The organism is Actinophytocola sp. (assembly GCF_035712165.1).
Lineage (GTDB): Bacteria > Actinomycetota > Actinomycetes > Mycobacteriales > Pseudonocardiaceae > DASYTH01.
Map to the genome: position 1 here is coordinate 1 of NZ_DASTBH010000457.1, position 16,563 is coordinate 16,563.

14 protein-coding genes and 1 pseudogene are annotated in these 16,563 nt (G+C 71.6%); 10 read left to right on the forward strand and 5 right to left on the reverse strand.

Annotation, left to right across the window (positions count from 1 at the left end; all coding sequences use genetic code 11):
* Position 1: 1 nt before the first annotated feature.
* Genes VFO68_RS25705 through VFO68_RS25715 form a run of 3 tightly spaced genes read left to right on the forward strand, consistent with a single transcriptional unit; the run spans position 2 to position 3,754 of the window.
* Positions 2 to 925 (forward strand): cation diffusion facilitator family transporter, encoded by a 924-nt coding sequence (locus VFO68_RS25705; protein ID WP_325160957.1) that lies wholly within the window; start codon positions 2 to 4, stop codon positions 923 to 925.
* Positions 926 to 959: 34 nt separating this feature from the next.
* Positions 960 to 2,474, forward strand: a complete 1,515-nt coding sequence (locus tag VFO68_RS25710; protein WP_325160958.1) for an amino acid permease — start codon at positions 960 to 962, stop codon at positions 2,472 to 2,474.
* Entirely contained in the window at positions 2,471 to 3,754 is a 1,284-nt protein-coding gene (locus tag VFO68_RS25715; protein WP_325160959.1) for a glutamate mutase L, read from the forward strand. Before VFO68_RS25710 ends, VFO68_RS25715 begins: the two co-directional genes overlap by 4 nt.
* Here the strand turns inward: VFO68_RS25715 and VFO68_RS25720 are convergent.
* Positions 3,751 to 6,123 (reverse strand): hypothetical protein, encoded by a 2,373-nt coding sequence (locus VFO68_RS25720; RefSeq protein ID WP_325160960.1) that lies wholly within the window; start codon positions 6,121 to 6,123, stop codon positions 3,751 to 3,753. The genes VFO68_RS25715 and VFO68_RS25720 overlap by 4 nt on opposite strands.
* Positions 6,124 to 6,276: 153 nt before the next feature.
* Here VFO68_RS25720 and ahcY point away from each other — a divergent pair, with 153 nt between their 5' ends.
* Positions 6,277 to 7,767: an adenosylhomocysteinase gene (gene ahcY / locus VFO68_RS25725; RefSeq protein WP_325160961.1), complete on the forward strand. Its 1,491-nt coding sequence runs from the start codon at positions 6,277 to 6,279 to the stop codon at positions 7,765 to 7,767.
* Between the two features lie 120 nt (positions 7,768 to 7,887).
* On the opposite strand, the gene VFO68_RS25730 is transcribed toward ahcY, so the two are convergent.
* The 3 genes from VFO68_RS25730 to VFO68_RS25740 form a co-directional block, all read right to left on the reverse strand.
* The gene (locus VFO68_RS25730; protein ID WP_325160962.1) at positions 7,888 to 8,430 is read right to left on the reverse strand and encodes a hypothetical protein; all 543 of its coding nucleotides are present in this window, start codon (positions 8,428 to 8,430) and stop codon (positions 7,888 to 7,890) included.
* 68 nt (positions 8,431 to 8,498) lie between these two features.
* On the reverse strand, positions 8,499 to 9,065 hold the full coding sequence (locus VFO68_RS25735) for a YdeI/OmpD-associated family protein (RefSeq protein WP_325160963.1): 567 nt from the start codon (positions 9,063 to 9,065) through the stop codon (positions 8,499 to 8,501).
* Between the two features lie 40 nt (positions 9,066 to 9,105).
* Positions 9,106 to 9,732, reverse strand: coding sequence for an SRPBCC family protein (locus VFO68_RS25740; RefSeq protein ID WP_325160964.1), 627 nt, complete (start codon positions 9,730 to 9,732; stop codon positions 9,106 to 9,108).
* Between the two features lie 141 nt (positions 9,733 to 9,873).
* On the opposite strand from VFO68_RS25740, the gene VFO68_RS25745 reads away from it, so the two are divergent.
* Positions 9,874 to 10,626: a DUF1266 domain-containing protein gene (locus VFO68_RS25745; RefSeq protein ID WP_325160965.1), complete on the forward strand. Its 753-nt coding sequence runs from the start codon at positions 9,874 to 9,876 to the stop codon at positions 10,624 to 10,626.
* 9 nt (positions 10,627 to 10,635) lie between these two features.
* Positions 10,636 to 11,277 carry a dTMP kinase gene (locus VFO68_RS25750; protein ID WP_325160966.1) on the forward strand — a complete coding sequence of 214 codons (642 nt, stop codon included), beginning with the start codon at positions 10,636 to 10,638 and terminating at the stop codon, positions 11,275 to 11,277.
* A gap of 1 nt (position 11,278) precedes the next feature.
* Here the strand turns inward: VFO68_RS25750 and VFO68_RS25755 are convergent, their stop codons facing one another.
* On the reverse strand, positions 11,279 to 11,791 hold the full coding sequence (locus VFO68_RS25755) for a VOC family protein (protein ID WP_325160967.1): 513 nt from the start codon (positions 11,789 to 11,791) through the stop codon (positions 11,279 to 11,281).
* A 102-nt stretch (positions 11,792 to 11,893) separates the two neighbouring features.
* Between VFO68_RS25755 and mtrA the strand changes: the two genes are divergently transcribed.
* From mtrA to VFO68_RS25775, 4 genes and pseudogenes are all read left to right on the forward strand, one after another.
* Entirely contained in the window at positions 11,894 to 12,571 is a 678-nt protein-coding gene (gene mtrA / locus VFO68_RS25760; RefSeq protein WP_325160968.1) for an MtrAB system response regulator MtrA, read from the forward strand.
* A 59-nt stretch (positions 12,572 to 12,630) separates the two neighbouring features.
* Positions 12,631 to 14,322, forward strand: a complete 1,692-nt coding sequence (gene mtrB / locus VFO68_RS25765) for an MtrAB system histidine kinase MtrB (RefSeq protein WP_325160969.1) — start codon at positions 12,631 to 12,633, stop codon at positions 14,320 to 14,322.
* Positions 14,322 to 16,082 carry an LpqB family beta-propeller domain-containing protein gene (locus tag VFO68_RS25770; protein ID WP_325160970.1) on the forward strand — a complete coding sequence of 587 codons (1,761 nt, stop codon included), beginning with the start codon at positions 14,322 to 14,324 and terminating at the stop codon, positions 16,080 to 16,082. The genes mtrB and VFO68_RS25770 overlap by 1 nt, the downstream gene beginning before the upstream one ends.
* 35 nt (positions 16,083 to 16,117) lie before the next feature.
* Positions 16,118 to 16,563, forward strand: a pseudogene (locus tag VFO68_RS25775) (hypothetical protein); the annotation flags it as partial.

A 16,563-nucleotide genomic window follows, 5' to 3' on the forward strand; every position in this document is an offset into this window, starting at 1 on the left:
ATTGTCGAGTGGCGGCAGCACCAAGGCCATTCTTGCCGCGCTGGCGGCGAACGCCGGCATCGCGGCGGCGAAGTTCGCCGGCTTCCTGATCACGGGATCGTCGTCGATGCTCGCCGAGTCGGTGCACTCGGTCGCCGACACCTCCAACCAGGGTCTGCTGCTGCTGGGGCAGAAGACGTCGCAGCGGGAGGCGACCCGTCAGCACCCGTTCGGGTTCGGCCAGGACCGGTACTTCTACTCGTTCGTCGTGGCTCTGCTGCTGTTCTCGCTCGGCTCGGTGTTCGCGCTCTACGAGGGCTTCCACAAGATCCAGCATCCGGAGGACCTGACCTCGCCGTTCGTGGCGATCGTCATTCTGGTGCTGGCGATCGGTCTGGAGACCTACAGCTTCATCACCGCGATCACCGAGTCGAAGAAGATCAAGGGCGATGCCTCGTGGTGGGGCTTCATCCGCCAGTCCCGCACCCCCGAGCTACCCGTCGTGCTGCTCGAGGATGCCGGCGCGCTGCTCGGCCTGGCGTTCGCGCTGTTCGGGGTGAGCCTCGCGGCGATCACCGGGAACTCGGTCTGGGACGGCATCGGCACCATGATGATCGGTGTGCTGCTCGGGGTGATCGCGATCTTCCTGATCATCGAGATGAAGAGCCTGCTGATCGGTGAGGGCGCCACCCCGAAGGAGCTGGACGAGATCTGCGCAGCCTGCGTCTCCGGGAAGGTGCAGCGGGTGATCCACATCCGCACCCAGTACCTGGGGCCGGAGGAGCTGCTGGTCGCCGCCAAGATCGCGCTGGAACCGGGTCTGCCGCTGGAGGAGGTGGCCCGGGCCATCGACGCGGCCGAGTCCCGGATCCGGGAGCGGGTTCCCAACGCGCGCCTGATCTATCTCGAGCCGGACCTGGACCGGTCGGTGACCGCCGGGACGTAAAGCGGAACCACCGGCCCGGCACTACTGTCGAACCATGTCCCGGACCGGTCTGTGGCGCACTAAATCGGTCGAGCAGTCCATTGCGGACACCGACGAGCCGGAATCCAGGCTCCGCAAGGACCTGAGCGCGTGGGATCTCACGGTGTTCGGCGTGGCCGTGGTGATCGGCGCCGGCATCTTCACGCTCACCGCGCGGACCGCGGGTGACCTGACCGGGCCCTCGGTGTCGCTGGCGTTCGTGCTGGCCGCGATCGCCTGCGGGCTGGCCGCCCTGTGCTACGCCGAGTTCGCCTCCACGCTGCCGGTGGCCGGCAGCGCGTACACGTTCTCCTACGCCACCGTCGGCGAGTTCCTGGCCTGGATCATCGGCTGGGACCTGGTGCTGGAGTTCGCGGTCGGCGCGGCCGCGGTGGCCAAGGGCTGGTCGGTCTACCTGGCGACGGTGCTGGGCTACGCGTTCGGCGACGGCGTGGCCACCACCTTCGGGATCGGCGGGCTGACCGTCGACTGGGGCGCCCTGTTGCTGATCGTCGCGCTGGCCGCGCTGTTGATCCTGGGCACCAAGCTGTCCTCCCGGTTCAGCCTGGTGATCACCGGGATCAAGGTCGCGATCGTGCTGTTCGTGATCGTGTACGGGTTCTTCTACGTCAAGGCCGCGAACTACAGCCCGTTCATCCCGCCGGCCGACACCGGATCGCCCGGCCCGTCCGGGGTGGAGCAGTCGCTGTTCTCCCTGCTGGCCGGTGGCACCAGCAGCACGTTCGGCATCTTCGGCCTGCTGGCGGGCGCCTCGCTGGTGTTCTTCGCGTTCATCGGCTTCGACGTGGTGGCCACGACCGCCGAGGAGGCCCGCAACCCGCAGCGCGCGGTGCCGCGCGGCATCCTCGGCTCGCTGGCCATCGTCACGGTGCTCTACGTCGGTGTCTCGCTGGTGGTCACCGGCATGGTCAACTACCGGCAACTGGCCACCGTCGGGCCGGACGGGGTGTCCGAGCGCAAGACGCTGGCCACCGCGTTCGCCGACAACGGCGTGGACTGGGCGGCGAATGTGATCTCGATCGGTGCGCTGGCCGGCCTGACCACCGTGGTGATGGTGCTGATGCTGGGCCAGACCCGGGTGCTGTTCGCGATGTCCCGGGACGGCCTGCTGCCGCGCGGGCTGGCCCGCACCGGGCCGCGCGGCACCCCGGTCCGGGCCACCCTGCTGATCAGCGCGATGATCGCGGTGGCGGCCACGTTCTTCTCCGCGGACAAGCTGGAGGAGATGGTCAACGTCGGCACCCTGTTCGCGTTCATCCTGGTGTCCGCCGGAGTGATCATCCTGCGCCGCACCCGGCCGGACCTGCCGCGCGGCTTCCGGGCGCCGGGCGTCCCGGTGCTGCCGATCCTGGCGATCCTGGCCTGCCTGTGGCTGATGCTGAACCTCACGGTGCTGACCTGGCTGCGGTTCATCGCCTGGATGCTGCTCGGCGTGGTCGTCTACTTCGCCTACGGCCGTGGCCATTCGCTGCTCGGACGGCGCGAGGCCGCCGAAACCCGCAGCCAGTGAGCGTGCTCTGCCTGGACGTCGGTTCGACCTGGACCAAGGGGGCGCTGGTCTCGCCCGGCGGGGAGTTGCTCGGCACCGCGTCGCACGCCACCACCCTGCCCGAGGTGCTGCACGGGATCGCGGCGGTGACCGAGAACCTCGGCGCGGCCGGGTTGCCGGTGCTGGCCTGCTCGTCGGCCGGCGGCGGCCTTCGGCTGGCCGTGCTCGGACAGGAACGGCTGGTCAGCGCGGAGGCGGGGTACCGGGCGGCGCTGTCGGCCGGCGCGAAGGTGGTGCACGTGGCCGCCGGGAAGCTGGACGGGGCGGGGTTGCGCGCGGTGCGGGCAGCCCGGCCGGACGTGCTGCTGCTGACCGGCGGCACCGACGGCGGGGACACCTCGGTGCTGCTGCACAACGCGCGCCGGCTGGCGGTCAACCGGATCGGCGTGCCGGTGGTGCTGGCCGGCAACGTCAAGGCCCGGGACGAGGCGGTGGAGTTGCTGCGCGGGACCGGGCGCACGGTCGTCGCGACCGACAACGTGCTGCCCGACGTCGGCGAACTGGCGCCCGGACCGGCCCGGCAGGCGATCCGGGAGGTGTTCCTGCGGCACGTGATCGGCGGCAAGGGACTGTCCCGGGGGCCGCGGTTTCGCGACATGGTGCGCACGGTCACCCCGGACGCCGTGCTCTCCGGCGTCGCCCGGCTGGCCGCGACCCAGCCCACCGACGGCGCGGTCCTGGTGGTCGACGTCGGCGGGGCCACCACCGACGTCTACTCCGCTGTGTCCACAGTGGATGGCGACGAGCGGCACGCGGTCGGGCTGCCGGTGGACCGGCGCACGGTCGAGGGCGACATCGGGATGCGGTGGAGCGCCACGGGAATCGTGACCGAGGCGGCGGCCGAGCGGCTGCTGTCCGAGGACGAGGCCGCCGCGCTCGCCGGACCGGCCGGCCGGCTCGCCGCCCACCCGGACACCGTCGAGTCCGACGTGGACACTCGGTTGGCGACGCTGGCCGCGGTGCTGGCGGTGCGCCGGCACCTGCGCATGGTCGACGGCCGGCTCGGCCCGCGCGGCGCCGGGCTGGTCGTGCTCTCCGGCGGCGTGTTCCGGCACGCCGGCGCCGGCCGCCTGGACGAGGTCGGCCAGGCCCTGCGCACCGACCCGGCGCTGCGCCCGCACCTGCGTACCGCGGCGGTCACCGTCGACCGGGACTACGTGCTCGCCCCGGCCGGCCTGCTCGCCGCCGCCGGACACCCGGAGGCCGCCGGCCGTCTGATCGCGCGGCTCGGCCGGCCCTAAACCTCGCTGGTGCTGTTGCCCCGGGGGATGGGCAGCGCGGCGCCGGGCGGGCGGCGCCGTTCCGGGTCCAGGCCGGCGGCCAGGGCGATCGCCCGGTCCCACTCGGGGTCGGCGGTGTAGTCGCCGTGCCCCTGCACCCCGGGCGTCCAGCGCCGGCCGGCCGACGGGCCCAGTTGCGGGTCCGGCAGCCAGTGATCCAGCCCGAGCACCAGCGCCCCGTCCGGCGCCCGGTACGCGGCGGGCAGCGGCCCGGCCGTCCCGTCCGGCCGGAACCCGACGCCGAGCAGCTGGCCGTCCACGACCTGCCGGCGCCAGGTGGTCACCGGCCCGCCGATCGCGTCGGTGCCCCGGCACAGCGACCGCCACCGGGTGCCCAGCTCACCGGCCAGGGCGGCCAGCGCGGTGTGCGGCACGACACCCGGGAACGCCCTCGGGTAGGCCCATTGCAGCGGCGCGCCCGCCGTGACGATGCCGATCCGCCTGCGGTCCGGCTCGTCCAGCGAGTTCAGCAGCCGGGTCGCGGCGACCACGACCAGTACGCTGCCCTGGCTGTTGCCGGTGAGCACCACCCGGGTGCCCGGCTCGCGCAGGTGCTCGACGGTGCGCGCGGCCAGTTCCGGGATCACCTTGAGGGCGTAGCACGGCGGCACGATCGGGTGCGCCTCGCGCGGCCAGAAGCAGGCCAGGTCGGCGATCAGCCCGAGGTTGCGCCCGGCCTCCGGCGCCCGCGCCGCGTTGTACACGGCCCGCAGCAGCGCGGCCACCAGCGCGCCGAGCACGAGCACCCCGAGGCCGGCCAGCGGGGTGGTCCAGGCCGGCGGGTCCATCCCGGAGATCCGCCGGTACAGCGAGATCACCGCGCCTGCGCACAGGATCGCGGCGACCGCCAGCACGGCGTGGTGCAGGTGCTGGTGCTGCCAGTGCGCCCGGCGCCAGCCCCGCTGGGCCGCTCGCAGGTCCGCCGGCCGGGTCCGGTGCAGCAGCCCGACCTCGGCGAACCGGCCGCCGGCCCGGGCCGACCGCCAGCCGTGCACCGCCGCGACCACGGCCACCGGCACGGCCACCGCCGCCGCGATCACCGCGCTGGCCCCCCACAGCAGGGTCACCGGCGTGTACCCCTTGGGCAGCTCCAGGTCCTGGGTGCCGAGCAGCCCGCGCACGGTGATCGCGAGCCCGGCGCCGAACCCGCCGCCGAGCAGCGCGGCCATCGCGACCATCGGCGCCGACATCCACCCGCCGGCCCACGGCCGCAGCTCCCGGGGCTGGGACCGCCAGCCCGCGCGGGCGATCAGCGCGCCCGGGATCAGCAGCAGGCCGAGCAGGACGACCAGGCCGATCAGCGCGGCGGCCAGGGCCTCCACCGTGGAGTCGGTGCCGGTGATCGTGTCCGGCATCGGGTTCTGCACGGCGCCGACGGCCAGCACCAGCGCGATCCCGAAGCCGATCAGCACCCGGCGGGACCAGGGTCCCAACCCGCTGCGCAGCCAACTGCCCATCCGCTCCGGCGCCGCGCCGGTCGGGTCGTCGAGCAGCAGCACGGCGAGCATCGCCAGGCCCAGGAGCACCAGTGCCATCGCCCAGAGCACCGCGTCGACCGGCCGGCCCGGCATGTGAAACGGGCCACCCACCGGCAGCAGCGCCACCGTGGCGAGCGCCGCGAGCAGGTGCAGCGCACGCAGCATGGGGGTGTCCGGATCGGCGGCCAGGTTGGTGCCGGGCAGGTCGACGGAGAGGTTCGGGGGCGACGGCGGCGGGTTGGGCGCGTCGGCGGTCTCCCAGGCCACGCTGGAGACGCGGTGCAGGATCATGATCACGGCGAGCACCGGGAGCAACCCGATCGCGGGCCGCACCAGGTAGGTCTCCCGCAGCCAGGCCGGCACGGTGTTGGCCAGGCACGCGCTGCCGGGGGCCAGGCACTGCGCGGCCAGCAGGTCCAGGCTGACCACCGCGACCTGTGTGACCAACAACATGGTGAGCAGCAGCGCCGCCAGCCGCAGCAGCGACCGGCCGGCCAGGCCCAGCCGTGCGGCGAGCCGGTGCCCGCGGGGCAGCGGCGGCAGCATCCAGTGCGCCATGTTGGCCAGCGAGAACGGGAACAGCAGCGCCCAGGTGGCCTTCGCGGCGCCCCCCGAGGTCATGCCGCTCCAGACGTAACCCTCCACGACCCGCGGGATGGACCGGCCCCCGGCGGCCAGCACCGGGCCGGGCGCCGGGCGGAGCAGCCGGTCGGCCGGGCGGACGAACCGCCCCACCCCGTCGCCGGCCACGTCCACCGCCGTGATCGCCGACACCAGGTGCTCCGGCCTGGTGCCCATGATGCCGTGCACCCGCAGCTCGACCACCCGGGTGTCCGGACCTGGTAGCAGCACGGCCCTCCTTCGCGACTCCTTGGGTGCCACTCAAGGCGGTCTGGGTGCTCGCTAGGTGGCAGACCTCACGTCGAGTCGCCAACGGTACTGTTTGTTGGGGACGGGTGTGCCCGCGGTGCCGGACGGCACGAAATAGCTTGGAGGATGCCTTCGATGACCGCAGCGGAAACGCGGAATGAAACCGGTGCCCGGTTCGCCAGGACGATCGGTGGTGTCGACTTCGCGGTGGCGGACCTGTCGCTCGCGGATTTCGGCCGCAAAGAGATTCGACTCGCCGAGCACGAGATGCCCGGTTTGATGGCCTTGCGCCGTGAGTATTCCGAAGTTTATCCGTTGCGTGGAGCGCGGATCTCCGGATCGCTGCACATGACCGTGCAGACCGCGGTGCTGATCGAGACGCTCGTCGCCCTCGGCGCCGAGGTGCGCTGGGCGTCCTGCAACATCTTCTCCACTCAGGACCACGCGGCGGCCGCGGTGGTCGTCGGTCCACACGGGACCGTCGAGGAGCCCAAGGGCGTCCCGGTGTACGCCTGGAAGGGCGAGTCGCTGGAGGAGTACTGGTGGTGCACCGAGAAGATGCTCACCTGGGCCGACGGCGTGCCGCCGAACATGCTGCTCGACGACGGCGGTGACGCGACCCTGTTGGTGCACAAGGGAACGCAGTACGAGAAGGCCGGCGTCGTGCCGCAGCCGGAGGACAACGACCCCGAGGAGTGGAAGGTCATCCTCGAGGTGCTGCGCAACTCGCTGGCCACGGACAACAGCAAGTGGACCAAGACCGGCGAGTCGATCCTCGGCGTCACCGAGGAGACCACGACCGGTGTGCTGCGGCTCACCCAGATGGCCGCGGCCGGCGAGCTGCTGTTCCCGGCGATCAACGTCAACGACTCGGTGACCAAGTCCAAGTTCGACAACCGGTACGGCATCCGGCACTCGCTGGTCGACGGCATCAACCGCGGCACCGACGTGCTGATCGGCGGCAAGGTCGCGGTCGTCTGCGGCTACGGCGACGTCGGCAAGGGCGCCGCGGAGTCGTTGCGCGGCCAGGGTGCGCGCATCGTCGTCACCGAGATCGACCCGATCTGTGCGCTGCAGGCCGCGATGGACGGCTACGACGTGCAGACGCTGGAGTCCGTACTGCCCAAGGCGGACATCGTGATCACCACGACCGGCAACAAGGACGTGGTGATGGCCGAGCACATGGCCCGGATGAAGCACCAGGCCATCGTCGGCAACATCGGCCACTTCGACAACGAGATCGACATGGCCGGCCTGGCCCGCTACCCCGGCGTGCGCCGGATCAACATCAAGCCCCAGGTCGACGAGTGGGTCTTCCCGGACGGCCACTCGATCATCGTGCTGTCCGAGGGCCGCCTGCTCAACCTCGGCAACGCCACCGGGCACCCGTCCTTCGTGATGTCCAACTCGTTCTCCAACCAGGTCATCGCCCAGGTCGAGCTGTACACCAAGCACAAGGAGTACGACCGCGAGGTCTACCGCCTGCCCAAGAAGCTCGACGAGAAGGTCGCCCGCATCCACCTCGAAGCCCTCGGCGGCGAGCTCACCAAGCTCACCAAGGAACAGGCCGAGTACATCGACGTCGACGTGGACGGCCCCTACAAGGCGGACCACTACCGCTACTGACCAGCCTTTCCGGCTCGCCCCACCCCAGGTGCGACGGATACACTGGTGATCGCGGAGGCTTAGAGAGCTGAAGAAGTGGGCCCGGTGCGTGGTCGGACGGCCACCCACCGGGTCCGCGCCTTATTCGGGGCAATCCAGGTCGATCACAGCGCTGACCACCGTGCTGATGCGCTTGCGCCAGTGCCCGCCGGCGTTGAAGCACCAGGCCGCCGTGTCGGCGACCCACAACAGCGGCTCGGTCGTGGAACCGAGGTGCTCGTAGACCAGCTGAGTGGGGTGCGCCTGCCCACTGATCACGCGCCGAATGGTCACCTCGTCGCCGATGTCGCGGTTCGACCGGCTGTCGAGGACCAGACGGTGCGCGCCGCCATCGAGCAGGTCCCGGGTCAGCCGGGCAATGCAGTCCTGCCGAGCTGGTTCGTCCCGGCGCTGGCAGGAGCGGCGGTAGATCCGCACCTCGACCGCCATCCGCCGGATGGAGTCGACGAGTTCGCGCTGGCGAGGTTCCTTCTCCCGCTTGAAGTGCACCTCGCGCTGACCGGGCAGCAGCAGGGCGCGAAGATCGCGACGTAGGCAGCGGAGATTCGCCGGGTGCGCGAGGGCGACGGCGACCAGGTAGGTGGAGCCGTGGCGGGATTCGTCGGCGAAGGCATGCACGGTCATGGCCGGCGCATCATCGCAAGGAGCCCCGACCATTTCGGCGATGCGGCGATCACACCAACGTGTGAATGCTACGGATAAATTTTCTCCTGGGCGGCCAGCATTGTGACGAATTTGTCGATGCGGCGGGCGCGGGTTTCCGGGCGTTTGGCGTCTTCGGTGCGGTGCAGAATGGCGAAGCGGTTGCGGCTGTCCAGGGTGGCGAAGAACTCGGCGGCAGCGGGGTTGGCGTCGAGGGCGGCCTGCAGGTCCGCTGGCACGGTGCTGGAGGCCGGACCCGCGTAGGCGGCGTCCCAGCGGCCGTCGGCCTTGGCGGCTTCGACGGCCCGGAGGCCGGCGGGGGTCATCCGGCCGGCCTCGATCAGCGCGAGCACCTTGTCCCGGTTGATCTTCGACCACTTGCTGCGGGCCGTTCGCGGCGTGAACCGCTGCAGGTAGTGCCGCTGGTCCAGGCTGCGGGCCTGGCCGTCGATCCAGCCGTAGCACAGGGCCAGCTCCACGGCCTGCGGGTAGCTCACGCCCACGAACCCCTTCTTGGCGACCTTCAGCCACAGCCCGGGCTCGGTCTCGTGGTGCGCACGCAGCCACGATTCGAACTCGGCGGGGGAGGCGAACTCGAGCACGGGTAGGTCGACCATGATCGCGACCCTAGTTCGCGGCGGCCGCCGGGAACAGCGATCAGGCCGGGTCGCCGGTGTAGAAGGCGGTGGTCTGCTTGACCGCCGAGGCGACCTGCTCGGGGTCGGCGCCCGCGGCCCGGTACGCCGCGCCCCACGCCTGGCTGCTGCGGGCCATCAGGTCCTTGGCCTCGGCGGTGGTCTGCCACTCCTCGGGGTTGTCGATCGCGCCGCCGGCCAGGTGCAGGGCCAGCCCGAGCAGCCCGAGGTCCCAGCCGACGCCGACCGCGCCCGGCCCGAACTGGTCCCACATCCCCGGGTCGACGATCGCGATGTGCTCCAGTTCGAACTCGGTGGCCTCGCCCGCCGCGCTCAGCCTGACCTCGACCTCGGAGGGCGGGCCCTCGCCCATCACCCAGGTCAGCCGCAGCAGGCTGGGCGCGTCGCAGCGCAGGATCTCGCCGCCGGCATTGCCCTGGAGCTGGTACCGGCCGCCGAGCCGCAGGTCGCCGGTGACCGGCATGAACCACCGGCTGATCCGCTCGGCGCTGGTGCAGGCGTCCCAGACGTCCTCGACGGTGGCCTCGTAGCGCCGGCGCAGCAGCACGCTGCGGGCCTGCGCGCCGGCCAGCTGCCCGGTGCCGACCTCGCGCCGGATGGCGTTGATCTGGTTGACAAAGTCGATCATTGCCCAAGGATATTACTGATCACTTATATAAGTCAAACATGAGAGACTCGCCGGCTTTGCGCGACTTCACATCCGTGTGTCCGCAGGCCTCGATAGACTCGCTGGCGGTCAGATCCGTGCTCAGTCGCCAATGGAGTCACTGTGTCGAGCTGTGGCCACGTCGACACGCTGGTCAGCGCCCCGAGCGGCCCGTTCTTCGGCCCGCTCGCGCACGGATTCGCCTGCGGTGCGCACATCCCGATCCACAGCGCCCAACCCTGGAACGCGCTGGTCGATCCCGCCACCGGCGCCCAGGAGACCCGCGACTCGCTGCAGGAAAGTTGGGGCATCACCACCGCCGGGGAGTGGCGCGAGCACGTGGACCTGCTGCTCGCCGGCGAGGACATGGGCCAGGACACCGACCTGCTGCTGCGGCTGCGCCGGGACGTGATCGGCCGGGCCGGCCGGTGCGACCTGCCGCTGTGGCGGGAGGCCATCCAGCAGTGGGGTCAGTGGCGGGGCGCCACCCCGGAGCTGATCAAGGAGTTCACGGTCAGCGCCGGCATGATCATCCGGTACGAGGCCCGGTTCCGGGCCGACGGGCTGCTGCCGCCGGACGGGATCGTCAACTCGGTGCGGGGCTACGACTTCGGCCGCGCGGTCAACATGGCCCGGTGGGGTTTCGGCAGCCGGTTCTGCGAGTACCGCGACGCGGAGGCCACCGTGCTCCGGGCCGGCGAACTGGTCCGGGCGCACTACTCGTCCTGGGCCGACTACGGCGGCGGCTACGCGCTCGGCCGGGTGCTGCGGTTCGACAACGAGGAGTACGGCCACACCTACGAGTCGGTGCTCGGCCCGAACCAGATGCTGCTGACCGACCAGGCCAGCCCGTGGCGGCACATCAGGTTCTCGTAGTCTGCGGCGGTGGCACGGTTGATCGTGATCGAGGGCCTGGACGGCGCCGGCAAGCGCACCCTGGCCGACAACCTGGTCGGGGCGCTGGGCGAGCGGGGCGCGACGGTGCAGCGGCTGGCCTTCCCCCGGTACGGCGTGAGCGTTCCGGCCGACCTGATCGCCGACGCGCTGCACGGCAGGCTCGGTGACCTCGCCGAGTCGGTCTACGGCATGGCGACGCTGTTCGCCCTGGACCGGCAGGCGGCCGCGGCCGACATCCGGTCCGGGCTGGCCGGCCACGATGTCGTGCTGCTGGACCGGTACGTGGCGTCCAACGCCGCCTACGGCGCCGCCCGGCTCAGCCAGGACGCCGGCGGTGAGTTCGTCGCCTGGGTGCGCGCCCTGGAGATCGACCGGATCGGCCTGCCGGTGCCCGATCTGCACCTGCTGCTGCGGGTCACGCCCGAGGTGGCGGCCGCCCGCTCGGCGCACCGGGAGCGCACCGAAGCCGACCGGGAGCGCGACAACTGGGAGTCCGACGGCGGCCTGCAGGCCCGATGCGCGGCGGTCTACGACGAACTTGCCCGCGACGGCTGGCTGTGCCCGTGGCAGGTCGTCGACGGCACGTCCACAGTGGACTTTCCGGCGCTGGCCGACCTGGCGCTGCGCTGAGTCAGAGCGCCCCGACCAGATCGGCGCCCCAGCGCCCGATCTCCGCGTCGATGTCCAGCGGCCGGAGCGCGAGCGACTCCTCCATCTCCGGGGTGACCCGGTCGCGCGGCACGAACCAGGACACCTCGAACTCGATGCCGTCCGGGTCCTTGCCGTACAACGATTTGGACACCGTGTGGTCGGAACTGCCGACCAGGGCGCCGGCGTCGGCCATCGCGCGGGCAAACCCGGCCAACTCGGTCAGCGTCCGCACCGACCAGGCCAGGTGGTACAGGCCCACCGAGGGTCGCCCGTCGCGCGGCGTGTCCGTGCCGTCACCGACTGGGCCGTTGCCAGCCGTGCCGACACCGAACAGGCCGAGGTCGTGGTCGTTGTCGGAGTCGGCGGCGCGCAGGAACGCCATGGCGGGTCCCTGGTGGACGACGCGAAACCCGAGCAGGTCGCGGTAGAAACTCACGCTGCGTTCCACGTCGCGTACGTAGAGCACGGCATGGTTGAGCCGGCGGATTCCCATGGCACATCTCCGTGTTAGCCTGGTTCAAGGTTCAACAATACTCGCGGACGCTGTCGGTGGGGGCTGACACGGACACCGCATTCCAGGTGCGACGATATGACTATGAAGGCACGTGTGCTGGTCGTCGACGACGACCCCGCTCTGGCAGAGATGCTCACGATCGTGCTGCGCGGCGAAGGTTTCGAGACCGCCGTTGTGGCTGACGGGTCGCGGGCGTTGCCGGCTTTGCGCGAGCTCAAGCCGGACCTGGTGCTGCTCGACCTGATGTTGCCGGGCATGAACGGGATCGACGTCTGCAAGGCCATCCGCGGCGAGTCGGGCGTGCCGATCGTGATGCTCACCGCCAAGAGCGACACCGTCGACATCGTGCTCGGCCTCGAGTCCGGCGCCGACGACTACGTGGTCAAGCCGTTCAAGCCCAAGGAACTGGTGGCGCGGGTGCGGGCCCGGTTGCGCCGCACGGAGTCCGAGCCGGCCGAGACGCTGGCCATCGGCGACCTCACCATCGACGTGCCGGGACACGAGGTCACCAGGGAAGGCATCGCGATCCAGCTCACTCCGCTGGAGTTCGATCTGCTGGTGGCCCTGGCGCGCAAGCCGCGGCAGGTGTTCACTCGCGAGGTGCTGCTCGAGCAGGTGTGGGGCTACCGGCACGCCGCGGACACCCGGCTGGTGAACGTGCACGTGCAGCGGCTGCGTTCCAAGGTGGAGAAGGATCCCGAGCATCCGGTGGTCGTGTTGACGGTCCGCGGCGTGGGTTACAAGGCCGGTCCTCCGTGACGAGGGCCGGCGGAACGGCGGACTAGGTGAAGGCACTACTCAGGCGAGCGTTCCGCGGCGTGGCGCGGCACCTCGCCCGGCTTGTCGCGTTTGGACGGCGGCAGGCCGGTACGTTCGCCTTCCTGTGGCGTCGGTCACTGCAGCTGCGGGTCACGATCTCCACGCTGGCGATGTCCTCGGCCGTGGTCTTCGTGCTCGGCATGGTGCTGCAGTACCAGATCGTCGACCGGCTGCTGGTCATCAAGGAGGATGCCGCGCTCGAGGCGACCAAGGGCGCGGCGCGGGTCGTCTCCGACGAGCTGGTCGGCGTGAACCCCGGCTCGGACGCGGTGGAGAGCCGGCTGAACAGCGCGCTCAACCGCCTGGTCAGCTCGGCCCCTAACGACCCGAGCGCGGCCCGGTCGGCGGCCGGCGCGTTCGAGCCGGTGCTGGCCAGCGACGGTGCGGACCTCGCCCCCACCGAGCGGCACTCCGCCGGGCCGTACGCGGACGTGCCCGCGGATCTGCGCAACTTCGTGCAGGGCGGAAAGCTGACCCACGAGATCTACACGGTCAACCGGGGCGCCGACCGGACCACGTTCCTGATGGTCGGAATGCCGGTGGCCAACGTCGGCGGCCAGGGCCTGCAGCTCTACATGCTGTTCCCGCTCACCGCCGAGCAGCAGACGGTCAGCCTGGTGCAGAACATCCTGATCGTCGGCGGTGTGGTGCTGCTGTTGCTGCTGGCCGGAATCGCCAACCTGGTGACCCGCCAGGTGGTCCGCCCGGTGCGCGGGGCCGCCGAGGCCGCCGGCCGGTTCGCCGACGGCGAACTGGACGAGCGGCTGCCGGTGATGGGTGAGGACGACCTGGCCAAGCTCGCCCTGTCGTACAACCTCATGGCCGAGAGCATCCAGGGGCAGATCCGGCAGTTGGAGGAGTTCGGCACGCTGCAACGCCGGTTCACCTCGGACGTGTCGCACGAACTGCGCACCCCGCTGACCACCGTGCGGATGGCGGCCGACGTGCTGCACGCGTCCCGGGGCCAGTTCCCGCCCGGCCTGTCCCGCTCCACCGAGTTGCTGGTGGACGAGTTGGACCGGTTCGAGACGTTGCTCGCCGACCTGCTGGAGATCAGCCGCCTGGACGCCGGCGTCGAGGAACTGGTCACCGACGAGGTCGACGTGCGGCCGATCGTGCGCAGGGCGGTCGAGTCGGTGCGCGGCATCGCCGAGAACACCGGCTCGGAGATCATCCTGGACCTGCCCGACGTCGAGGTCACCGCCGAGGTGGAGTCCCGCCGGGTGGAACGGATTCTGCGCAACCTGGTGGCGAACGCGATCGACCACGGCGCCGGCCAGCCGGTGACCGTTCGGCTCGGCTTCGACGACGAGGCGCTCGCGGTGACCGTGCGGGACCGCGGCGTCGGTCTGCGGCCCGGCGAGGCGGACCTGGTGTTCAACCGGTTCTGGCGGGCCGACCCCTCGCGCAACCGGCACACCGGGGGCACCGGCCTGGGCCTGGCGATCAGCCTGGAGGACGCCCGGCTGCACGGCGGCGGGCTGGACGCCTGGGGCGAGCCCGGCAACGGCGCGTGCTTCCGGCTCACCCTGCCCCGGCGGCAGGGCGTTGGCTACCACCGCAGCCCGCTGGCGCTGCCCGGCGAGCCGGACACCGTGGTCTTCGAGCCGGTGACGCTCACCCCGGAACCGGCCCCCGGCAACGGCTCCACCGAGCACGTTCGTCGTGCCGACCACGAGGAGGTGCGCTGATGGCAGCCCACCGGACGCGCCGCCTGGTGCTGGCCGCGGGCCTGGTCGCCGTGGCGGCCCTGAGCTCGGCCTGTGCCAACATTCCGGACCGGACCACGCCGCAGCCCGTGTCGATCGACGGGGCGCAGGGGGTGGCCGGGGAGGCGCCGCTGCCCAACCCCACTGCCGACCCGTACACGCTGGTGCGCGATTTCGTCGGCAAGGCAGGCAATCCCGAGGCGGCCAAGAAGTACCTGACCGAGGCCGCCCGGCCGACCTGGCAGGGCGACGCCCCACCGATGATCATCAACGAGACGTTCAACACCGCCCCGCTGCCGCCGCAGGAGCGCCGCGCGCAGGGCGACGAGTCGGGCAACGAGGTGACGGTCGTGCTGACCGTGTCCTTCGTCGGCCGGCTCGGCCCGGACCGGTCGTTCATCCCGGCGGTGGGCTCCCACGAGTACACGATCGTCGTCCGCCGGGACAGCGAGGACGCGCCCTGGCGGATCGCGACCCCGCCGGAGTCGGTGCTGATCACGCCGCCGGTGTTCAAGCAGAGCTACCGGCTGGTCAACGTGTACTTCTTCGACCCGTCGTTCCAGGCCGTGGTGCCGGATCCGCGTTACGTCGCGGCGCAGCCGCTGGCCGGGCTGCCGGACCGGGTGGTGCGGCTGCTGGTGGACGGCCCGTCGGCGGCCCTGGGCACCGCGGTGCGCTCGCTGATCGGTCCGGACGCGGAGATCCGCACCAACGCCGTGTCGGATCCGGACGACGGCGCGGTCGTGGTGAACCTGACCAAGATCGGGGACCGCACGCCGGACGACCGCCGGCTGATCGCCGCGCAGATCGTGCTGTCGCTGCGGGACGTCACCCAGAGCCGGGTCCGGTTGCTGGTCGACAACAACTCGCTGGTGTCCGGCCGGGCCGACTGGCGACCCAGCGACCTGCCCTCCTACGACTCGGCGACCCGCCCGAACGCCGACCTGCCGGGCCTGTTCAGCGCCTCCGGGCGGGTGTTCTCGCTCAACGACGGGACGCCGGTCCCCGGGCCCGCCGGCAGCGGCGAGATCGAGGTGCAGAGCGCGGCGCAATCCTTCGACGGCAAGATGCTGGCGGTGGTGCAGGAGGTGTCCACCGGCTCGCGGCTGCGGATCGGCGAGTTCGGGCGCCAGTTGGTCGAGGTCAACCTCGAGGCGTCCACGCTGACCCGGCCGACCTGGCTGTTCGGCACCGAGCCCGCGCCGAGCAACGAGGTGTGGACCGTGCAGGACGGCTTCGACGTGGTCCGGGTGATCCGAACCGGCAACGGCTCCTGGGCGACCAGCCGGGTCAACGCCTCGGAGCTCAGATCCTTCGGCACGATCACGGACCTGCGGCTGTCCCGGGACGGTGCCCGGATCGCCGCTGTGATCAACGGGCAGGTCGTGGTCGCCTCGGTGGTGCGCGACCAGGACTCGGTGGCGATCCGCTCGCCGCGTCGACTGCGTGAGACCGAGGTGACCGGTGTGGTCGGCGTGGACTGGCTGAGCCAGCAGACCCTCGTCGCGGCCACCAGCCAGAGCAGCCAGCCGGTGGTCAACATCTCGGTCGACGGCTTCAAGCTGGACCGCTACAACAGCGCCAACCTCGGCTCCCCGGTGTCGGCCATCGCCGCCGCCCCGGACCGCGGCGTGGTCGTCACCGACCGCAGCGGCATGTGGGGTGCCGCCGAGGTTCTCCAGGTGTGGCGCCTCGAGCCGCACAGCGCCGGTCCCGGAGCCCGCCCCTTCTACCCCGGCTGACCCGGTTTGTCGGTGCCCTGCCGCACTCTGTGACCGTGCGACCACACCCCGACACATCGCTGCCCGAACGCGCCCTGCTGCCGCTGCTGCGGTGGCTGTTCGACCTCCTGCTGCCCCGCCACTGCGCCGGCTGCCGGCTACCGGACGCGACCTGGTGCGCCGACTGCGCCCGAACCCTGCGCACCCCCTTCGCGGTCGTCCGGGAAGCGACCGCCCAGGGCCCCCCGGCCTACGCCCTCGGCCGCTACCTCGGCCCGGCCCGCCGCGCCGTGCTGGCCCTCAAGGAACGCGGCCGCCGAGACCTCCGCGCCCCCCTCGGCCAAGCCCTGGCCGAGGCGCTACTCAAAGCCGCCCCACCCACCCCGCCGGCCGTGCCCCCACCGCCCAACCCCCACCCTGTCCTGCCCGCACCACCCCAGCTGTCCAACTGCCACCCCGCGCCGCCGGCCGCGCCCCAGTTGCCCAACCCCCATCCCGTCCC

Coding starts and splice junctions, on each gene's coding strand:
- VFO68_RS25710 (WP_325160958.1), top strand. CDS start 960: ATGTCCCGGACCGGTCTGTGGCGCACTAAATCGGTCGAGCAGTCCATT.
- ahcY (WP_325160961.1), top strand. CDS start 6,277: ATGACCGCAGCGGAAACGCGGAATGAAACCGGTGCCCGGTTCGCCAGG.
- VFO68_RS25730 (WP_325160962.1), bottom strand. CDS start 8,430: ATGACCGTGCATGCCTTCGCCGACGAATCCCGCCACGGCTCCACCTAC.
- VFO68_RS25735 (WP_325160963.1), bottom strand. CDS start 9,065: ATGGTCGACCTACCCGTGCTCGAGTTCGCCTCCCCCGCCGAGTTCGAA.
- VFO68_RS25740 (WP_325160964.1), bottom strand. CDS start 9,732: ATGATCGACTTTGTCAACCAGATCAACGCCATCCGGCGCGAGGTCGGC.
- VFO68_RS25755 (WP_325160967.1), bottom strand. CDS start 11,791: ATGGGAATCCGCCGGCTCAACCATGCCGTGCTCTACGTACGCGACGTG.
- mtrA (WP_325160968.1), top strand. CDS start 11,894: ATGAAGGCACGTGTGCTGGTCGTCGACGACGACCCCGCTCTGGCAGAG.
- VFO68_RS25770 (WP_325160970.1), top strand. CDS start 14,322: ATGGCAGCCCACCGGACGCGCCGCCTGGTGCTGGCCGCGGGCCTGGTC.